Raw genomic sequence first — 16065 nt, forward strand, 5'->3', positions numbered from 1 at the left:
GTTAGCGGTCGGTCAGTGCGTGCACACCCGGGAGCCCTCACCAGAGACTGCTGCGCCTGCTCCGTCACCGTGACTCAACGGATCCCGATGGCGCGCATCGTCCGCTCGATCGCCGTGAGAGATTCCGCAACGACGTGCGCGAGGATCTGCCGCCCCTTGGCGGCCGTCGCCGCGCGAGGATCCCCGAACACTCCCGTCTCGCCGAGTCCCGCCAACGCCTGCGGCCGCTGTCCAAAGTCCGGCGGGAGCTCTGGGTACTCCACCACAAACCGCTCCGGGTGAACGGTGGCAGGAGAGATCGCGAGCATCATCGAGGTCTCGAGCTCGTCCGCGTGGCACAAGCCGGGCGCTGCCCAGGGGCTCTCCTTGACGCGATCTCCGATCTCGGTCAACCCGGGGTAGTCGAGCACCAGGACCGGCATCCGTGCTCCGGACGCTGCGCGCTTCTCCACCGACACCTGAAGGGGAAGCCGGTTGCCGTAGTCACCGTTGACGACGACCAACAGGGCGAAACCCGACGAGTCCAGCGACGCGGCGATGTCGCTGCAGATCGCCGCGACGGTGTCGAGAGACAGGGACACGGTGCCGGGGAAGGCGGCGTTTCCCCAGGTGTTTCCGTACTCGATGCTTGGCAGGAGCACGGCATCGAGCGCGGCGGCGATGTCGCGGGCGATCGCCTCGGATTGGCGGGTGTCGGTGTCGAGCGGAAGATGGGGGCCGTGCTGTTCCAGAGCCCCGAAGGGCAACACAGCCACGGTGGGACCCGCTGACAACACGTCCCGGATGTCTGGCCATGTCGAGGAGCTGAGTTCGATCACAAGATCTCCGGAGAGGGGGTGGGCGGTCGTCCGACAGTGAGGGCGCGATAGCTGGCCTTACCGTAGCGGCACGCCGCGCCTCAGGCGCTGAACAGTCCGCGGGGCGTGTCGATCGCGTCGAGGTAGGCGGTGCGGCGCGCGAACAGGTCGGGGATGCGGGCGCGGGCGTCGTCGATGATCCGGGGCAGGTCGCCCGAGCGCAACGCGCCGTCTTCGACGAGCACCCGCCCTGCCACCATCGTCAGTGAGACATCCGATCCCCGGACCGCGTGAACGAGGTTGTGATGGATGTTCGCATAGGCGCCGGCGGGAAGAAGCGGCGTCATCCGCGGCGTGTGAGACCGCACCGCGACGATGTCGGCCTGCTTGCCCGGTTCGAGCGATCCGAGCCGGTGTTCCTGTCCGATGGCCCGGGCGCCCTCGATCGTGGCCATCCGGAGCACCTGCCAGGAGTCCATGGCTGCGGCATCCATCGTGCGGAGCTTGCCCAGCAGCGACGCGACCTTCATCTCCTCGAACATGTCGAGGTTGTTGTTCTCCTTCTCGCCGTCGGTGCCTAGGGCCACTGCGACGCCGGCCTCGATGAGCTCTGCCACGGGTGCCATGCCGCTGGCGAGCTTCATATTGCTCACCGGGTTGTGGGAGACGCTCACCCCGCGATCTGCCATGAGCGCGATCTCATCGGCATCCAGCCACACGGCATGGGCGATCATCGTGCGCGGCGTCTCGAAGAAGCCGAGCTTCTCGAGCGCGCGCATCGGCCGCAGCCCCGTGCGCTCCTGGAAGATCTGGACGTCCCATTCGGACTCGCTGCAGTGGGTGTAGAGCCCCGTGTCGTAGTCCTTGGCCATCGCGATGGCGCGCTGCTGACCGGCGTCGTCGGCGTAGAACGGATGCTCCAGCCCAACCCACGGCATGATGCGCCCGCCCGCGGCTCCCGTCCATTCGCGCAGGACCCGTTCGTTGTCGTCGAGGGTGTCGAAGTAGTCGTAGTCGGGGTGTTCCCCGACGTAATTGACCGTGACGAGGCGGTTGCCGAGCTCGGTGGCCACAGCCGCGGCGCGGTCCATGTAGCGCCACATGTCGACGACCGTCGTGGTCCCCGAGAGCAACCCCTCGGCGTAGCAGAGTCGGGCCGCAGCTTCGGCGTCATCGGCGTGGAGTACGCGGTGCATCGGGTCGATGTGCAGGCGCAGCCACTCCCACACCGGGAGGTGCTCCGCCGTGCCGCGCAGCAGGCCCGAGTGGTGGTGGCCGTTGATGAGGCCCGGGATGAGGACGTGGTCGGCCAGGTGCCGTTCCGGAGCCGCGGGGAATCGCGTGCGCAGCTCCGCGATGCCATCGACGGCGACGATCGTGTCGCCCTCGATCGCGACACCGGCATCGACGAGGATCTCGGTCTCCCGGGTCATCGGCACGACGATGTCGGCCGTGAGTAGCTGAATTCCGGCGCTCATGCGACGGTTTCCGGAAGCTCGCCGGCCTGCACGCGCCCACGCGCGACGACGGCCCGAATGCGGTCGGTGTCGAGCTCGGCGATGTCTTCCCAGGGTCGGCCTTCGATCACCACGAAGTCGGCGGCCATGCCTGCCCGCAGCGTGCCGACGAGCGCGCCGAGGTTGATGGCGTCTGCCGCGTCGCTCGTCGCCGCCCGCAGGGCGCGCTCGGCATCCCAGCCGAACAGCTGCGCCATCAGACGCACCTCTTCCATCTGATCGCCGAAGCTGGTGAACACGCCGTTCGCGTCGGTGCCGAGCACGAATCGCACTCCTGCCTGACCGGCCTCGCGCAGCCGGTTGCCGCGCACGCGAGCCATCTCGGCGGACTTCTCGCGGGCGTCGTCGGCGATGCCCTCGGCGCCGGCCTCGAGGCGCTCGTGGATGAGGAGGGTGGGGCCGACGGGGATGTTCCGCTCGGCCAGGATACGCATCTGCTCGGGTGTCATCCCCGTGCCGTGCTCGATGGAGTCGACCCCGGCGGCGAGCGCCCGGTCGATGCCCTCCGCGGTGTGGCTGTGGGCGGCGACGAGCATGCCGAGGGCGTGGGCCTCGTCGACGGTCGCCGCGAGTTCGGCATCCGTGTGGTTGCGCCAGGTGACCTTGTCACCCATCGAGAGGATGCCGCCAGAGGTGTAGATCTTGATCGATTCGGCGCCGGCTCGTGCCCAGGTGCGCACGAGCTTGCGGCACTCGTCGGGGCTGTCGGCCGTCGCGGGGCGGTGGGGGTAGTGCGGTGGGGTGAACAGGTCACCGTGGCCCGCCGTCATCCCGACGGGGCCTGCGCCATACAGCCGCGGGCCGTCCACGATGCCCGCATCGAGGGCGCGAGAGACGGCGAAGGGGGAGGACTCCGAGGCGAGGTCGCGCAGGGTCGTGACGCCCCCGCGGACGGCGCGCTGCGCGTGAGCGAGCACGTGCAGCGACCGCTCCTCGGGCGGGGTGATGATCCCCCACGAGCGGTCGGCTTTGCCCGTGATGGCGTTGGTGTCCAGGTGCACGTGGGTGTCGACGAGGCCCGGGATGAGGCTCAGACCCGACGCGGGTGTTCCCGGGGCGCTCGGGGTGACCGCGGTGATGAGTCCACCCTCCCAGGTGAGGTCGACGCGGCCGAGCGCGTGGTGGCCGTCCCACACGTCCACGCCGAAGATCGTGGTGTCAGTCATCGTGTGTTCCTTCGTCTCAGGGGTTCGGGTGGGATCGGGGTTCGGGGTGGCCGGCGCGCAGCACGCGACCGTCGCGGCGTCCGCTGAAGACGCCGTCGTCGATGGCGACGGTACCGGCCAGCACGACGTAGGGGATACCCGTCGGATGCTGCGCCGGAGAGGTCGGCGAGCCGGGGTGGCCGATGGCGTCGAGGTCGAAGACGACCACGTCGGCGATCGCGCCGGGTGCGAGGAAGCCGCGTCCGGTGAGTCCGAACTGACGCGCGGTCAGCGAGGTCATCTTGCGGACCGCTTCCTCCACCGGGAGGAGCGGCATGTCGCGGACGTACGCGCCCAGCACCGTCGGAAAGCACCCCCAGGCTCGTTGGTGGGCGTACCCCACGGGGACGGAATTGTCGGAGCCGATCGCGATGAGGGGGTCGGCGAGGATGGCGCGCACGTCGTGCTCGCTCATCAGGCGGTAGACCGTCATGGCGGCGGGGTCGGCGAGCACGGCGTCGCACAGGGCATCCCACGCCGAGACGCCGCGGTCGGCGGCGACCTCAGCGATCGTGCGACCCTGCAAGCTCTCGTCGCCGTGCATTGAGATCGTGATGCCGTCGGGCGTGGTCTGATGCCACGCCCCCGCTCGCGCCGCTCCTGTCGCGCCGGTCTCGGCCAGCTGGAACCACTCGGCCCGGGACGCGGCACTCTCGAGCTTTGCGCGCAGCGCGTCCTGCCCGCCGACCTGCATGTCCGCCGGCAAGAGGGCGCTGAGGAACGTCTCACCCGTCGTATAGGGGTACTGGTCGCCGTACACGTCGACCCCCGCGGTGCGCGCCTCGTGCAGGAGGGCGAGCAGTTCCGGCCCGCGGCCATGGTTGGGTAGGCCCGCCGCCTTGCAGTGCGAGACCTGTACCCGCACGCCGCTGCGGCGGGCGATCTCCAGCGTCTCGGCCACCGCGTCGGCAAGACCGTGGCCCTCGTCGCGCATGTGGGTCGCGTACGGGCGATGCCAGCGGTACGCAACGGTTGCCAGGGCAGCCACCTCGTCGGTGTCGGCGTAGCTTCCGGGGGCGTAGATCAGGCCCGTCGACAACCCGAAGGCGCCGGCGGCGAACGCCTCGTCGGCGAGGTCCTGCATCCGTTGGAGCGCGCCGTCGCGCAGCGCAGCATCCATGCCGTTGGCGTTAATGCGCAGCGTGTGGTGTCCGACCAGCGAGGCGATGTGGTTGGTGGGGCCGGCGGCCTCGACCTCATCGAGGTAGTCCGAGAACGATCGCGGATGCGTGTCCACACCCGCGCGTGCGGCGCTCGAGATGGGCCGGTGAAACTCGACCGCGGTCTCGTCGATCAGCGGCGCGGCCGAGTTGCCGCAGTTGCCGACGATCTCGGTGGTCACCCCCTGGCGGAGCTTGAACGGCTGTGGCTCGTCCATGAACGGGACGACGTCCGAATGAGTATGCGCGTCGATGAAGCCCGGTGCGACGAACAGGCCCGTCGCATCGATCTCGCGTACGCCCGTCAGCTCCAGGTCGGAGCCGATGGCAATGACCCGGTCTCGCTCGATGGCGACATCCGCCACGACACCGGGGGTGCCGAAGCCGTCGAGGACCGTACCGCCACGGATGACGAGTGTCACGCTCATGCCACGCCCGCGGGGGAGTACAGCATGTCGCTGAGCAGGTCTTCGAGTTCGTGGAACTGCGCGGACTTCATCATTGCGATCGTGCGGGGACGCTCGAGGGGAATCGGCACGAGCTCGACGATGCGACCGGGGCGGGGCGACATGACCGCGACGACATCTGAAAGCAGGATCGCCTCGGCGATCCCGTGGGTGACCATCAGCGTCGTCGCGGGACGGGCTGTCCAGATGCGCTGCAGTTCCATGTTCAGGCGCTGTCGTGTGACGTCGTCGAGTGCGCCGAACGGTTCATCCAGCAGCAGCAGGTCGGGGTCGACGACGAGGGACCGGGCGATCGAGACTCGCTGTCGCATCCCGCCGGAGAGTTGGGACGGGCGCGCGTTCTCGAAGCCGCTGAGTCCGACGAGGTCGATGAGGGGGTCGATAGCGGCCTCGTCGCCGCGGCGGGTCACTTCGATGGGCAGGCGCACGTTCTTGCGCACCGAACGCCAGGGGAGCAGGGCCGAGTCCTGGAAGGCGATCCCGAGGCCGGCGGGGCGCTTCCCGACGGTCAACTCCTCGCCATGCACCCTGACGGTGCCGCTGGTCGGGCGCTCCAGGCCCGCGAGAATGCGCAGGATCGTCGACTTGCCGCACCCGGAGGGGCCGATCAGGGACGCAAACACGCCCTCGGGGAGGACGAGATCGACGTTGTCGAGGGCGGTCACCGTCTCACGGTGCATCCGGAACTGCTTGGTGAGCCCGCGCAGCTCGATGCCGGGGCGGTTCTCAGTGGCGGCGGTCGAGGTCGTCGTTTCGGTCACGTCCCCAGTACAGCCGTGGCCGACGGCCGGAACCATGTGCGATCTGCCCAACTCCGCGGGTCGAGCGTCCTCACGTGCTGGCGGCATCCCCGGGCGCATTACGGCAACGTTTCGCGACGGTTTCCCGGGCGCCAGGCTCTGGTGAAGTGCACATCGACTGCCGCCGCCTGACGGTTCTTTCTCGGCGGATCCTCCGAAGCCGCGGGGGAGAGCCCGTGCTTGGCTCAGACGGGCACATCGCAATCCAGGGTGCCGTCACCGCAACATACCGGGGGAACCATGCACCCGACAGCAGAGCTGCACGTCCATATCGAGGGAACGCTCGAGGTGGACCTCCTCGTGCGCTTGGCGCAGCGAAACGGACTGCCGCTCCCGTCCTTCGACCCCGACGTGCTCCGCCAGCGCTATCGCTTCGGCAAGCTGCAGGACTTTCTCGATGTCTACGGCCAGAACGTTGCGGTGCTGCGCACCGAGCAGGACTTCTACGACCTCGCCGCGAGCTACCTCGCTCGGGTACGGGCAGCCGGCGTCCGTCGCTCCGAGATCTTCTTCGATCCGCCCACGCACCTCGCGCGCGGCATCCGGATGGAGACGATCCTCGCGGGGCTCACCGCCGCCCTGGACGAGTCGCGCGCGGATGGCCTGTCGGCCGATCTCATCATGTGCTTCCAGCGCGATCTCGGCGCGGATGCGGCGATGGGACTGCTGGATATGGCGCTGCCATTTCGCGACCAGTTCATCGGCGTCGGCCTGGATTCGAGTGAGGTCGGCTATCCGCCTTCCCTGTTCACCCGGGTCTACGCGCGCGCCGCGGCGGAGGGACTGCGCCGCGTGGCACACGCCGGCGAGGAAGGTGGGCCCGAGTACGTGTGGGAGGCGATCGACCTGCTCGGTGTCGAACGCGTCGACCACGGCAATCGCGCGCTCGAGGATGCCGATCTCGTACGGCGGCTTCGCGACGACCAGATTCCGCTCACGGTGTGCCCGCTCTCGAACCTCGCGCTGCGCACCGCGCCGCCGGAGCTGCGGGATCATCCGCTGCCGGTGATGATCGAGGAGGGGCTGAACGTCAGCATCCACAGCGATGACCCCGCCTACTTCGGCGGGTACATCGACGACAACTTCGCGGCAGTGACGCGCGAACTGGGCCTGTCGTCGGCGCAGACCGCCACGCTCGCGCGCAATGCGCTGACCTCGAGCTTCGCCTCCCCGCAGGAGATCGCCGGGTGGGTCGCCGAACTCGACGCCGGTGTCGCGGCCGCGGGGGGTGCGCGGTGAGAAGCGCGCCGATCACGACGGGCCGCCAGTGGATGCTCGTCCTCGAACCCGGTGAGGAACTCCTGGAGACGATCACCGACTGGTGTGTACGCACCGGCGTGACCCAGGGAACCATCACGCTGCTCGGGGCGTTCCGCTCTGTTCGCCTCATTGGTACGCATGGGCCGCTGGATGACGAGGAACCGCCGCTGCCGGATGCCGTCGATGTTGCCTACGTCGAGGGGTCGGGTTCGGGGACCATCACGACCGTCGACGGTTCACCGAAGCCGCACATCCACGCCGCAGTCGGGGTGAAGTCGCAGGGGGCCGCCGCCTACGCCGGCCACGTGCTGCGCGCAGAGGCGCATTACACGGTCGAGGCGACGGTGACAGAGGTGGTCTCGCCGACCTTCGTGTTGCGTCCCGACGCCGAGGCTTTCGGGCTGACCAGTCTGCACTTCGTGGACGGCGTGACGCAGAGTTAGGGCGTTGTCAGCTCGAGGGCGAGATAGAAGTCGACGCGGTCGTCCATCGAACTCAGGGATCGGTTCGTGAGTTCCTCGGCGCGGGCGATGCGGTACCGCAATGTATTGGTATGCAGGTGGAGCTGGCGGGCAGACTCCTGCCAGGCGCAGGCGTTCTGGAGGAACACGCGCAGGGTGCGCACGAGGTCCGCGCCCTGTCGCGCGTCGTAGTCCCACAGCGGGCTGAGCACCTCCGCGGCGAAGGTCTGCCGCTCTCGTTCGCTCAGTTGCGACATCAGCGCGCGGTGCGTGCGGACTTCACTGGTCGCGGCGATCGCGATAGGACTCGCATCCTGCAGGTTTCCGAGCCGCTCGGAGGCACTGACGATCGCCGCCGATAGTCCGCTGACGCCCGTGCGGGCATCCGAGACGCCGATGCGGAGCTGGCGTCCCCCGAGCTTGGGGAGGAACTCCTCCCGCGAGGCGTGCTCGTGGGGGAGAAGCCGTCGATGCCCGGACCGTTCAGAAGCAGCACGGCTCGGTTGTCGATGACGCATCCGATGATGTGCGTGTTCTCGCGGGCAAAGAGGCGATAGCTCATCTCCAGGACGGCCGCCGGGGGGAACACGCGATCCGCGACCTCGGCGATGACGGCAACCGTGGGGTCTTTCGGGTCGAGACCTTCCAGGCGCATCCGCGCCGAGATCTCGCCCGGAGACACGGAGTCTTCCGCGAGCACACGGACCAGTTCCGAGACGTGGCTGTGGTTGGCTCCCCGCCACCGGCTCGAGAACTCGAGGTCCAGACGCAACGCCCCGCGCACACCGTCGATCACGATCGGGGTGTCTCGGCTCAGGCGGCGGTGGTCGCCTTCACAGATGAAGTAGCCGACGACCTGCTGGCTCGAGGCGGTCACCGACCAGGCGGTGCGCGGGGCGCCGGCCCCCATGGCCGGAACAGGAATCGGACCGGCGCTGTCGTTTCCGAGCACGAGATTCCACACGCGCCCAACATCCTCGGTGCTGGGGACGTCGCCGGCGACAGCGACGAGGGTGCCGATCTCGTCGACCAGCCAGCAGTCGATCGCGAACTCCATGCGGAAATCACGCAGCACGGCTTCGGCTCCTTCGCCGCGGGCGACGATCTCGGCAAGTCGGGAGTTGAAGCGGATGCCCTTGGCAGCCAGCCCGTCAGCGGTGCCCGCCTGGGCCGCCGTGACGGTCTCGGCCACCTCTTTGAAAGAGACCTGGTCAGAGATCGTCAGCAGCGTGAGGCCGTAGCGCCGGCACGCGTCGATGATGTCGTCCGAGAGATGCCCGAGGTGCACGAGTCCGACGATGAGTGCTGCGACGCGTTGCCGGGCGAGGGCGGCGACGAACGTATCCGCCGCATCGGGACGGTTGTGCCACATGCCACTGGTGAGGACCATGTCGCCGACCGAGAGGAATCGTGACGGGTCGGGGAGATCGGTGATGTACGCGCCGGTCACGTCGCGGTGTAGGGCATCGGGGGCGGCGACCACGACGCTCAGTCCCAAGCGCTCCTGTCGCAGCATCTCCTCGAGTTTCATAGCGTGCTCCAGGTCTGCCATCGTGCGCTCGTCTGCGCACACCTTCCAGTCTGCGCGCTGTGCAGAGGTGCCCCCGACACCATCTGAGCACGCCCACGGCGTGGTCCTGGATCATGCTCCAGTGCGTGGGAGCTGCACCGGGGGCACGAATTGGACGATGATCACAGCCCGATCCCGGGTGTAAGCGCGCGTTAACGACAGCGAAACGTCGTCTGGCGTTTCCACCGAGCGCGGTGGGATCCACTCATCACGTTTCAGCGGATCGCACGTTCCGCGTCGGGGCTCCGCGCGATTGAGTCGAATCGAACGCTCCCTCCCTGTCCGACGCCGAGCGTTCTGCACCACCTACGTATCCCTTCACCTTGCCGTGGACGTCGTCGGACGCGGACCACCGTGCGAAGGAGAGAACCTGTGACCGACTCCACCGGACGCGCCCGACGCGTTCTTGCTGCCGTGAGCGTTGCCGCGGCTGCTGCACTGGCATTCGCCGGATGCTCCTCAGATGCCACCCCCGAGACCACGAGCAGTTCGGGCGCGGCATCCTACGGAGACATCAACGTTCAGCTTTCGTGGCTGAAGAACACCGAGTTCGCGGGCGAGTACCTCGCCATCGACAACGGCTACTTCGCCGACGCCGGGTTCTCGGATGTCACCCTCACCGCGGGTGGCTCTGGATCGACCTCGGCCGTGACCGCCGTCCTCAGCGATCAGGCGTTCGTCGGCGTCAGCGGTCCGCTTCAGGTCGCCCCGGCGATTCTCGAGGGCGCCGACGTCAAGATCATCGCGACCGGATACCAGAAGAACCCGTTCTCGATCATCTCGCTGGCAGACAACCCCCTCACCAGCCCCGACGACCTGGTCGGCAAGACGGTCGCGGTCAGCGATTCCAACATCCTCGTCTTCAACGCGTTGCTGGAGCTCAACGACATCCCCGCGGATGAGGTCACCGTGGTTCCCTTCAGCGACACGAGCCAGCTCACCACTGGCCAGGTCGACGGCTACCTCGGCTACACGACCTCGGGCCCCTACGCTCTCGAGCTCCAGGGCTTTGACGCCAACGAGTTCCTGCTTGCCGACTACAACATGGCGATCGTCTCGGAGAGCTACGTCGCCAGCGACGAGATGATCGAGAACGAGCCGGAGAAGATCAAGGCCTATCTGAAGGCGCTCGTGCAGGGCTGGCAGGCGGCGCTTGCTGACCCGGAGGTGGCCACCACCGCGGCCGTGGATGACTACGGCAAGGAGCAGAACTACGACTTCGAGCAGCAGCTCAACGCCTTCAACATCCAGGCAACGCTCCAGATCACGCCCGAAACCGAAGCCAACGGCCTGCTCACGATGAGCGATGAGCTGATCGCGGCGAACATCGACACGCTCGCCGTGTGCGGGTACGACATCTCTGCCGACGAGCTGTTCGACCTGTCGCTGTTGAACGAGATGTACGACGAAAACCCGGAGCTTCGCACCATTCAGTGAGCCCCGACCCGAAAACGAGACGACGCGTTGGCGTCAAAGGAGTCCAGCAATGAGCGGTACCACCGTGCGTGAGCGCGTTGTCTCGTCTTCTCCTGCCCTGCTCGGCGCCGCTGGCGTCGTGATCCTCCTCATCGTGTGGACGGTTGCGGCGGCCATCGTGCCGGGCAGGGCACTGCCCAGTCCCGCCGGGATCGTTGCGGCGGCCGCCTCGGACGGCTGGGAGTTCTATTGGGCGAACCTGAGCGCAACGTTCGGGCGGATGGTCCCGGGCTACCTCATCGGCGTCACTGTCGCCCTGACGATCGCCGCCATTGTTCTGCTGCTTCCGTCGCTAGACCAGGTCGCCAACCAGGTTGGGGTCGTGGCTGACAGCCTTCCCATCACCGCGATCGGGCCTCTCGTGATGATCATGTTCGGCGGTGCGACCGCGGCCACATTCTTGGCTGCGCTCGTGGTCTTCTATACGACCCTCGTGACGTCGTTGCTGGGGGTCCACGCCGCGAAGAAGTCGAGCCTGGAACTGGTGCGCGCCTACGGCGGCGGTCGCATGATGCGGCTGCGCAAGGTGCAGGTCATGGCGGCGCTGCCGTCCGTGTTCAATGCGCTCAAGCTGGCCGTACCGGCTGCGTTCATCGGCGCCCTGGTTGGCGAGTACCTCGGTGGGATCGACGTCGGCATCGGCGTGGCACTACAGGCGGCGCAACGCGACATCCTGCCGGCACGCACGTTCGCGCTCAGCCTCGTGATCGGGCTCCTCTCGCTGGCCGGATACCTCATCATCGGCTGGATCGGGCGTGCCGTGCTGCCCTGGTCTGCCGAGACCGACCTGGGAGCTCAGCGATGAACGACAGCGTCTGGGCCGTCATCGGCAAGCGGCTGGGTCTGCTCGCGATCGCCGCGACCCTTGCCGTGATCGTGTGGATCATTGTGCTGGAGAGCATGGACGTGATTCCGCTCGTCGGTAAGCGCCCCTGGGATGTGTGGAACTGGCTCTTCGTTGCGGACGACGCGGCAGAAAACCGGGCCATCATCCTGTCGAATCTGCTGATCACAGCCCGGGACTGCATTGTGGGGTATGTCCTCGGTCTCGTGTTCTCGTTCGTGCTCGCGATCGTGTTCGTGATGTCCCGGTCGGTGGAGCATGCCGTCATCCCCCCGATCATGCTGGCTCGCTCCATCCCGCTGCTCGTGATGACGCCGCTGATCACACTCGTCTTCGGCATCAATGTCATCGGCGTCTCGGCGGTCGTGACCTCCGTCGTCTTCTTCCCCGCGCTCATCAACCTCGTCTACGGGCTTCGCGCCGTGAATCCGCAGCACGTCGAACTCGTGCACGCTTACGGCGGCACGGCGTGGACAGTGCTGCGCAAGATCTCGATTCCGAGCGCCATGCCGGCCCTGTTCGCTTCGGCTCGGCTCTCGGTGCCGCTGGCGGTGACCGGCGCGATGATCGGCGAATGGTTGGCGACCGGTGAAGGCCTCGGAGGCTCCATTTCCCGCGCGGCTGGTGCCTTCGACTTCAATCAGATGTGGGCATCTGCCGTCACGATCGCCGTGATGACGATGTTGGCCTACTCGGTCGTCAGCATCGTCGAAGCTCTCGTGACCCGCCGGTTCGGCGCGGTAGCTGCCGACTGAACGGCCAGACAGCGTCCTTCAGTTCTGCTGAAGCATTGCTAGAGTCTGCACATGCTCATCGCAGCCATCGTCATCATCACCCTCGCCCTCGTCTTCTACTCGGTCGGCGTGTGGGCAGAGCGCATCCAGCGCACGCTGCGCTGGTGGCACGCGGCGTTCTTCGCACTCGGACTCGCGGCAGACACCACGGGCACACTCCTCATGTCGCAGATCGCCGGCGACCGCCGGGCCGCTGGCGTTGCGGCAAGTCCGCTTGACACGCTCATGAGTTGGACAGGCCTGGCTGCCATCATCCTCATGGCCATCCACCTGCTGTGGGCGGTCATCGTGCTCATCCGCAATCGTGAACACGAGAAGGCGGTGTTCCATCGCTTCAGCATCGTGGTCTGGGCGATCTGGCTGATCCCCTACATCGCAGGTGCTGCCGCGGCGATGGGCGGCGGCGGGAGCTGATCCGGATCAGCGCAGCGAAGAGGCTACCTCGCGCAGGGCGTCGGCCGACCGGCGCAGCAGCGCGAGCTCGTTCGGCGAGAACGGCGTCTGGCGGATCGGGAACGCGCCCCGGGAATTGACAATCGAGGGCACCGAGAGCGCCACCCCGTCGATGCCGTGGAAGTCCTGCAGCACCGTGCTGACGGGCAAGACGGCGTTCTCGTCACGCAGGATGGCCTCGATGATGCGCGCTGACGAGAGTCCGATCGCATAGTTGGTCGCGCCCTTGCCCTGGATGACCTTATACGCGGAGTCGCGCACATCCACCGTGATGGCGTCCAGCTCATCAACCGTCATTCGGGGGTGGCCATCCGACTCCCACTCGAGGAGCGGGACCGTGCCGATGCTCGCATGGGACCACAGAGCGAACTCCGTGTCGCCGTGTTCACCGATGATGTAGGCGTGCACGCTCGAGGTGGCAACCCCCGCTCGATGCGCGAGTTTCCAACGTAGGCGGGACGTGTCGAGGACGGTTCCCGACGCGAACAGCCGCTCCGGGGGAAGCCCGGTGTCCTCCTGCGCGAGAACGGTGAGCACATCGCAGGGGTTTGTGACGATGACGTACACGGCGTCGGGGGCGACCTCCAGGAGCTGAGGGAGCATCTTTCGCAGGATGCCCGCGTTCACACCTGCCAGTTCGATGCGGCTCTGTCCCGGGTTCTGCTTGGCGCCTGCCGTGATCACGACGACGTGGGACCCTTCGGCCACGGAGACATCGCTGCCACCGCTGATGTCACTCGACCCGGTGAACAGGGTGCCGTGGGCGAGGTCGAGCACCTCGGCATCCACCTTCGCGGTGTTGATGTCGTAGAGGGCGACGTGGCGGGCCGAGCCACGGATGAGCGCCGCATAGGCGACGCTGGAGCCCACGCTACCTGCGCCGACGACGGTGACTTTCGAGTTCTCGATCACGCTCATGGGGGACAGTCTCTCAGGTCTGCGTTACGCCCCGGTAGCGGGCTCCGGTCTCGCCTCGGCCGGCGCGATGTCGGCGGTGCGGATCCCGAGGAATGACACGATCGCGCCCGCCACCATGAGGCCCGCCGTGACGACAACGGCGCGGTGGAACCCGTTCAGGTCGAGGCTTCCCGCGACGATCGTCGCGAGGGTGGCGATGATGAGGAGTCCGGCGATGCGGGAGACGGCGTTGTTGACGGCCGACGCGATCCCGGACCGGGCAGGATCGACCGCGCCGAGGATCGCGGCGGTGAGGGGAGACACCGTGATCGCGAGGCCCAGCCCGAAGAGGATGAGCCCGGGGAGCAGCTGCAGCCAGTAGTTGACGGGGTCAGTGACCGTCAGGAGCAGCAGCGAGCCGCCAGCCATGATGAGAGGCCCGACGGTCATGAAGAGGCGCGGTCCGAAGCGGTCCGACAGCGACCCCATCGAAGCGCTGAGCAGCACCATCATGACGGTGGTCGGCAGGCTCGCAAGCCCTGCGAGGGTCGCCGAGAAGCCGGCTCCCTGCTGGAGGTAGACGGTGACCACGAATCCGTTGAGCGAAAGTGCCGCGTAGACGAACAGGGTCGTGATGTTCCCCGTCCAGAAGTTGCGGATGCGGAACAGGTCGAGGGGCAGCATGGGGGCTGTTGCCGTTCGCTGCCGCCAGAGGAAAAGCGCGAACAGCAGGATGCCGATCGTGAAGGTTCCCCAGATCACCGGCGACCCCCATCCGAGGTTCGGCTGCTCGATGAGCGCGAAGACCGCGCCGCCGAGTCCGAAGGTGCACAGGGCGGCGCCGATCCAGTCGATGCGTGCGTCGGGGCGGCGCTCATCGCGCTCGCCGAGGGTGTGGAGCAGCCACAGGGTGATGCCGATTGGCACCACGTTGATGACGAAGGCGATGCGCCACGACAGGTAATCGACGAAGACGCCGCCGATGAGCGGGCCGACGATCATGGCGCCGGTCGTCATCGCCGTCCAGATTCCGATCGCCCGGCCCCGCATCGCCCCGTCGAAGCGGGAGGTGATGAGTGCCAGGGAGCTCGGCACGAGGAACGCGCCGGCCGCCCCTTGCGCCGCGCGAGCGATGATCAGGATGACGGGGTCCGGCGCGATTGCGATCACCACGGATGCCGCGGCGAATCCATACAGGCCGATCCGCAGGACGAGCAGCCGACCGAAGGCGTCCGAGATCGAGCCGGCGAGCAGGATGAGGGAGCCGAGGGTGATGAGGTAGGCATCCACGACCCACTGCTGCGTCGTCAGCCCACCGCCGAGTTCGGTCTCGATCGCGGGGAGGGCAACGTTGATCAGCGTGCCGTCGAGGAAGGCGACGAACGACGCCAGGATCGCGATCGTGAGGATGAGCCGCTGCGATCGGCTCATGCGAGAGGTCACACCGTCACGCTACGCGCTCGGCGCGGTGGTTGGGTCGCTCAGGCTGCAACCGCCGAACCCACACCTCATGCGCCGAGCCCACACCTTTCGGCCGGCGAATCCGGTGGGTTCGCAGTGGAAGGTGTGGGTTCGGTGGAAAAGGGCGGGCAGCTCAGAGGGCGCCGCCGGCGGCGGGCGGAGCATCCGACTCGGTCGAGTCGCCGTTGGGCATGTCGCGAGCCACGAAGTTCTCGATGTCGAAGAGGTTCGTCGTGCGCTCGGCGATGTTCAGGAGGGTCGTCATCGACGCGACCTCCTCGACCTGCTCCTTGAGGAACCACAGCATCGACTGCTCCCCGAGGCCGTCGCTTTCGGCGCGTGCCGCCGCGAACAGCGCCTCGATCTGCGTCGAAACGCGCTTCTCCTGCTCGAGCGCGAGGCGGATGGGCTCGGCGTGGTCCGCGAACTCGGTCTGTACTTCCGGAACGCCGGGGATCGTTACGCCCATGTCGCGGTCGAGGCGGTACTGCACCAGCATCATCGCGTGGTTGCGCTCCTCAACCGCCTGACGGTAGAAGTGCCGCGCGAGCTGCGGGAGATCGTGATCGTCGTACCAGACGGCAATGGCGATGTACTGCTGGCTGGCGGCGAATTCGTGGCCGATCTGCTCAGACAGCAGCTGGTCGAACGAGGACATGGCACTCCGATCGGGTCGCGAAACTCTTCACTCCATCCTTGCAGAGCGACGCGGGCGCTGGGGAGTCGCGAGTGGGGGCGGGGACGGCGTTTCCGGGCAGCGCCGGTGTGTCGTAAACTGGACGACGGTGACGTGTCCGAGCGGCCGAAGGTGCAACTCTCGAAAAGTTGTGTAGGGTAACCCCCTACCGTGGGTTCAAATCCCACCGTCACCGCCAGAGAAAACCCCCGACGAGTCGGGGGTTT

The 16065-nt window shown here is 67.4% G+C and carries 16 protein-coding genes and 1 tRNA gene; 7 read left to right on the plus strand and 10 right to left on the minus strand.

Annotation, left to right across the window (positions count from 1 at the left end):
* Positions 1-74 precede the first annotated feature (74 nt).
* The 5 genes from IT882_RS01255 to IT882_RS01275 all read right to left on the minus strand — a co-directional run bounded on the left by IT882_RS01255 (position 75) and on the right by IT882_RS01275 (position 5907).
* Positions 75-818, minus strand: coding sequence for a creatininase family protein (locus IT882_RS01255; RefSeq protein WP_195692831.1), 744 nt, complete (start codon positions 816-818; stop codon positions 75-77).
* Positions 819-898: 80 nt separating this feature from the next.
* Entirely contained in the window at positions 899-2275 is a 1377-nt protein-coding gene (locus IT882_RS01260) for an amidohydrolase family protein (protein WP_195692832.1), read from the minus strand.
* Positions 2272-3480, minus strand: a complete 1209-nt coding sequence (locus tag IT882_RS01265) for a metal-dependent hydrolase family protein (RefSeq protein ID WP_195692833.1) — start codon at positions 3478-3480, stop codon at positions 2272-2274. The genes IT882_RS01260 and IT882_RS01265 overlap by 4 nt, the downstream gene beginning before the upstream one ends.
* Before the next feature lie 16 nt (positions 3481-3496).
* Positions 3497-5107: an N-acyl-D-amino-acid deacylase family protein gene (locus tag IT882_RS01270; RefSeq protein WP_195692834.1), complete on the minus strand. Its 1611-nt coding sequence runs from the start codon at positions 5105-5107 to the stop codon at positions 3497-3499.
* A complete protein-coding gene (locus IT882_RS01275) occupies positions 5104-5907 on the minus strand; it encodes an ABC transporter ATP-binding protein (protein ID WP_229382229.1) in 804 nt (267 codons plus the stop codon). The genes IT882_RS01270 and IT882_RS01275 overlap by 4 nt, the downstream gene beginning before the upstream one ends.
* Before the next feature lie 279 nt (positions 5908-6186).
* Between IT882_RS01275 and IT882_RS01280 the strand changes: the two genes are divergently transcribed.
* Positions 6187-7185 (plus strand): adenosine deaminase, encoded by a 999-nt coding sequence (locus tag IT882_RS01280; RefSeq protein ID WP_195692836.1) that lies wholly within the window; start codon positions 6187-6189, stop codon positions 7183-7185.
* Complete coding sequence (locus tag IT882_RS01285; RefSeq protein WP_195692837.1) at positions 7182-7649, plus strand: PPC domain-containing DNA-binding protein; 468 nt, start codon at positions 7182-7184, stop codon at positions 7647-7649. The genes IT882_RS01280 and IT882_RS01285 overlap by 4 nt, the downstream gene beginning before the upstream one ends.
* On the opposite strand, the gene IT882_RS01290 is transcribed toward IT882_RS01285, so the two are convergent.
* Together IT882_RS01290 and IT882_RS01295 are read right to left on the minus strand one after the other, a co-directional pair.
* Entirely contained in the window at positions 7646-7924 is a 279-nt protein-coding gene (locus IT882_RS01290; protein WP_195692838.1) for a PucR family transcriptional regulator, read from the minus strand. The genes IT882_RS01285 and IT882_RS01290 overlap by 4 nt on opposite strands.
* Entirely contained in the window at positions 7924-9219 is a 1296-nt protein-coding gene (locus tag IT882_RS01295; protein WP_229382230.1) for a PucR family transcriptional regulator ligand-binding domain-containing protein, read from the minus strand. The genes IT882_RS01290 and IT882_RS01295 overlap by 1 nt, the downstream gene beginning before the upstream one ends.
* Before the next feature lie 390 nt (positions 9220-9609).
* On the opposite strand from IT882_RS01295, the gene IT882_RS01300 reads away from it, so the two are divergent.
* From IT882_RS01300 to IT882_RS01315, 4 genes are read left to right on the plus strand one after another with little or no spacing between them, the layout of a single operon-like run.
* A complete protein-coding gene (locus IT882_RS01300; RefSeq protein WP_195692840.1) occupies positions 9610-10674 on the plus strand; it encodes an ABC transporter substrate-binding protein in 1065 nt (354 codons plus the stop codon).
* Positions 10675-10723: 49 nt separating this feature from the next.
* The gene (locus IT882_RS01305; protein WP_195692841.1) at positions 10724-11518 is read left to right on the plus strand and encodes an ABC transporter permease; all 795 of its coding nucleotides are present in this window, start codon (positions 10724-10726) and stop codon (positions 11516-11518) included.
* Positions 11515-12312 carry an ABC transporter permease gene (locus IT882_RS01310; RefSeq protein WP_195692842.1) on the plus strand — a complete coding sequence of 266 codons (798 nt, stop codon included), beginning with the start codon at positions 11515-11517 and terminating at the stop codon, positions 12310-12312. The genes IT882_RS01305 and IT882_RS01310 overlap by 4 nt, the downstream gene beginning before the upstream one ends.
* A gap of 51 nt (positions 12313-12363) precedes the next feature.
* On the plus strand, positions 12364-12765 hold the full coding sequence (locus tag IT882_RS01315; protein WP_195692843.1) for an HsmA family protein: 402 nt from the start codon (positions 12364-12366) through the stop codon (positions 12763-12765).
* Positions 12766-12771: 6 nt separating this feature from the next.
* Here IT882_RS01315 and IT882_RS01320 read toward each other — a convergent pair whose 3' ends face one another.
* From IT882_RS01320 to IT882_RS01330, 3 genes are all read right to left on the minus strand, one after another.
* The gene (locus IT882_RS01320) at positions 12772-13722 is read right to left on the minus strand and encodes an L-lactate dehydrogenase (RefSeq protein ID WP_195692844.1); all 951 of its coding nucleotides are present in this window, start codon (positions 13720-13722) and stop codon (positions 12772-12774) included.
* Positions 13723-13746: 24 nt separating this feature from the next.
* Entirely contained in the window at positions 13747-15132 is a 1386-nt protein-coding gene (locus tag IT882_RS01325) for an MFS transporter (protein WP_195693984.1), read from the minus strand.
* 163 nt (positions 15133-15295) lie between these two features.
* A complete protein-coding gene (locus IT882_RS01330) occupies positions 15296-15820 on the minus strand; it encodes a ferritin (RefSeq protein ID WP_195692845.1) in 525 nt (174 codons plus the stop codon).
* 126 nt (positions 15821-15946) lie between these two features.
* Between IT882_RS01330 and IT882_RS01335 the strand changes: the two genes are divergently transcribed.
* Positions 15947-16037 (plus strand) — tRNA-Ser (locus IT882_RS01335).
* Positions 16038-16065: the final 28 nt, after the last annotated feature.

Source organism: Microbacterium schleiferi, assembly GCF_015565955.1.
Classification (GTDB): Bacteria; Actinomycetota; Actinomycetes; order Actinomycetales; family Microbacteriaceae; genus Microbacterium; species Microbacterium schleiferi_A.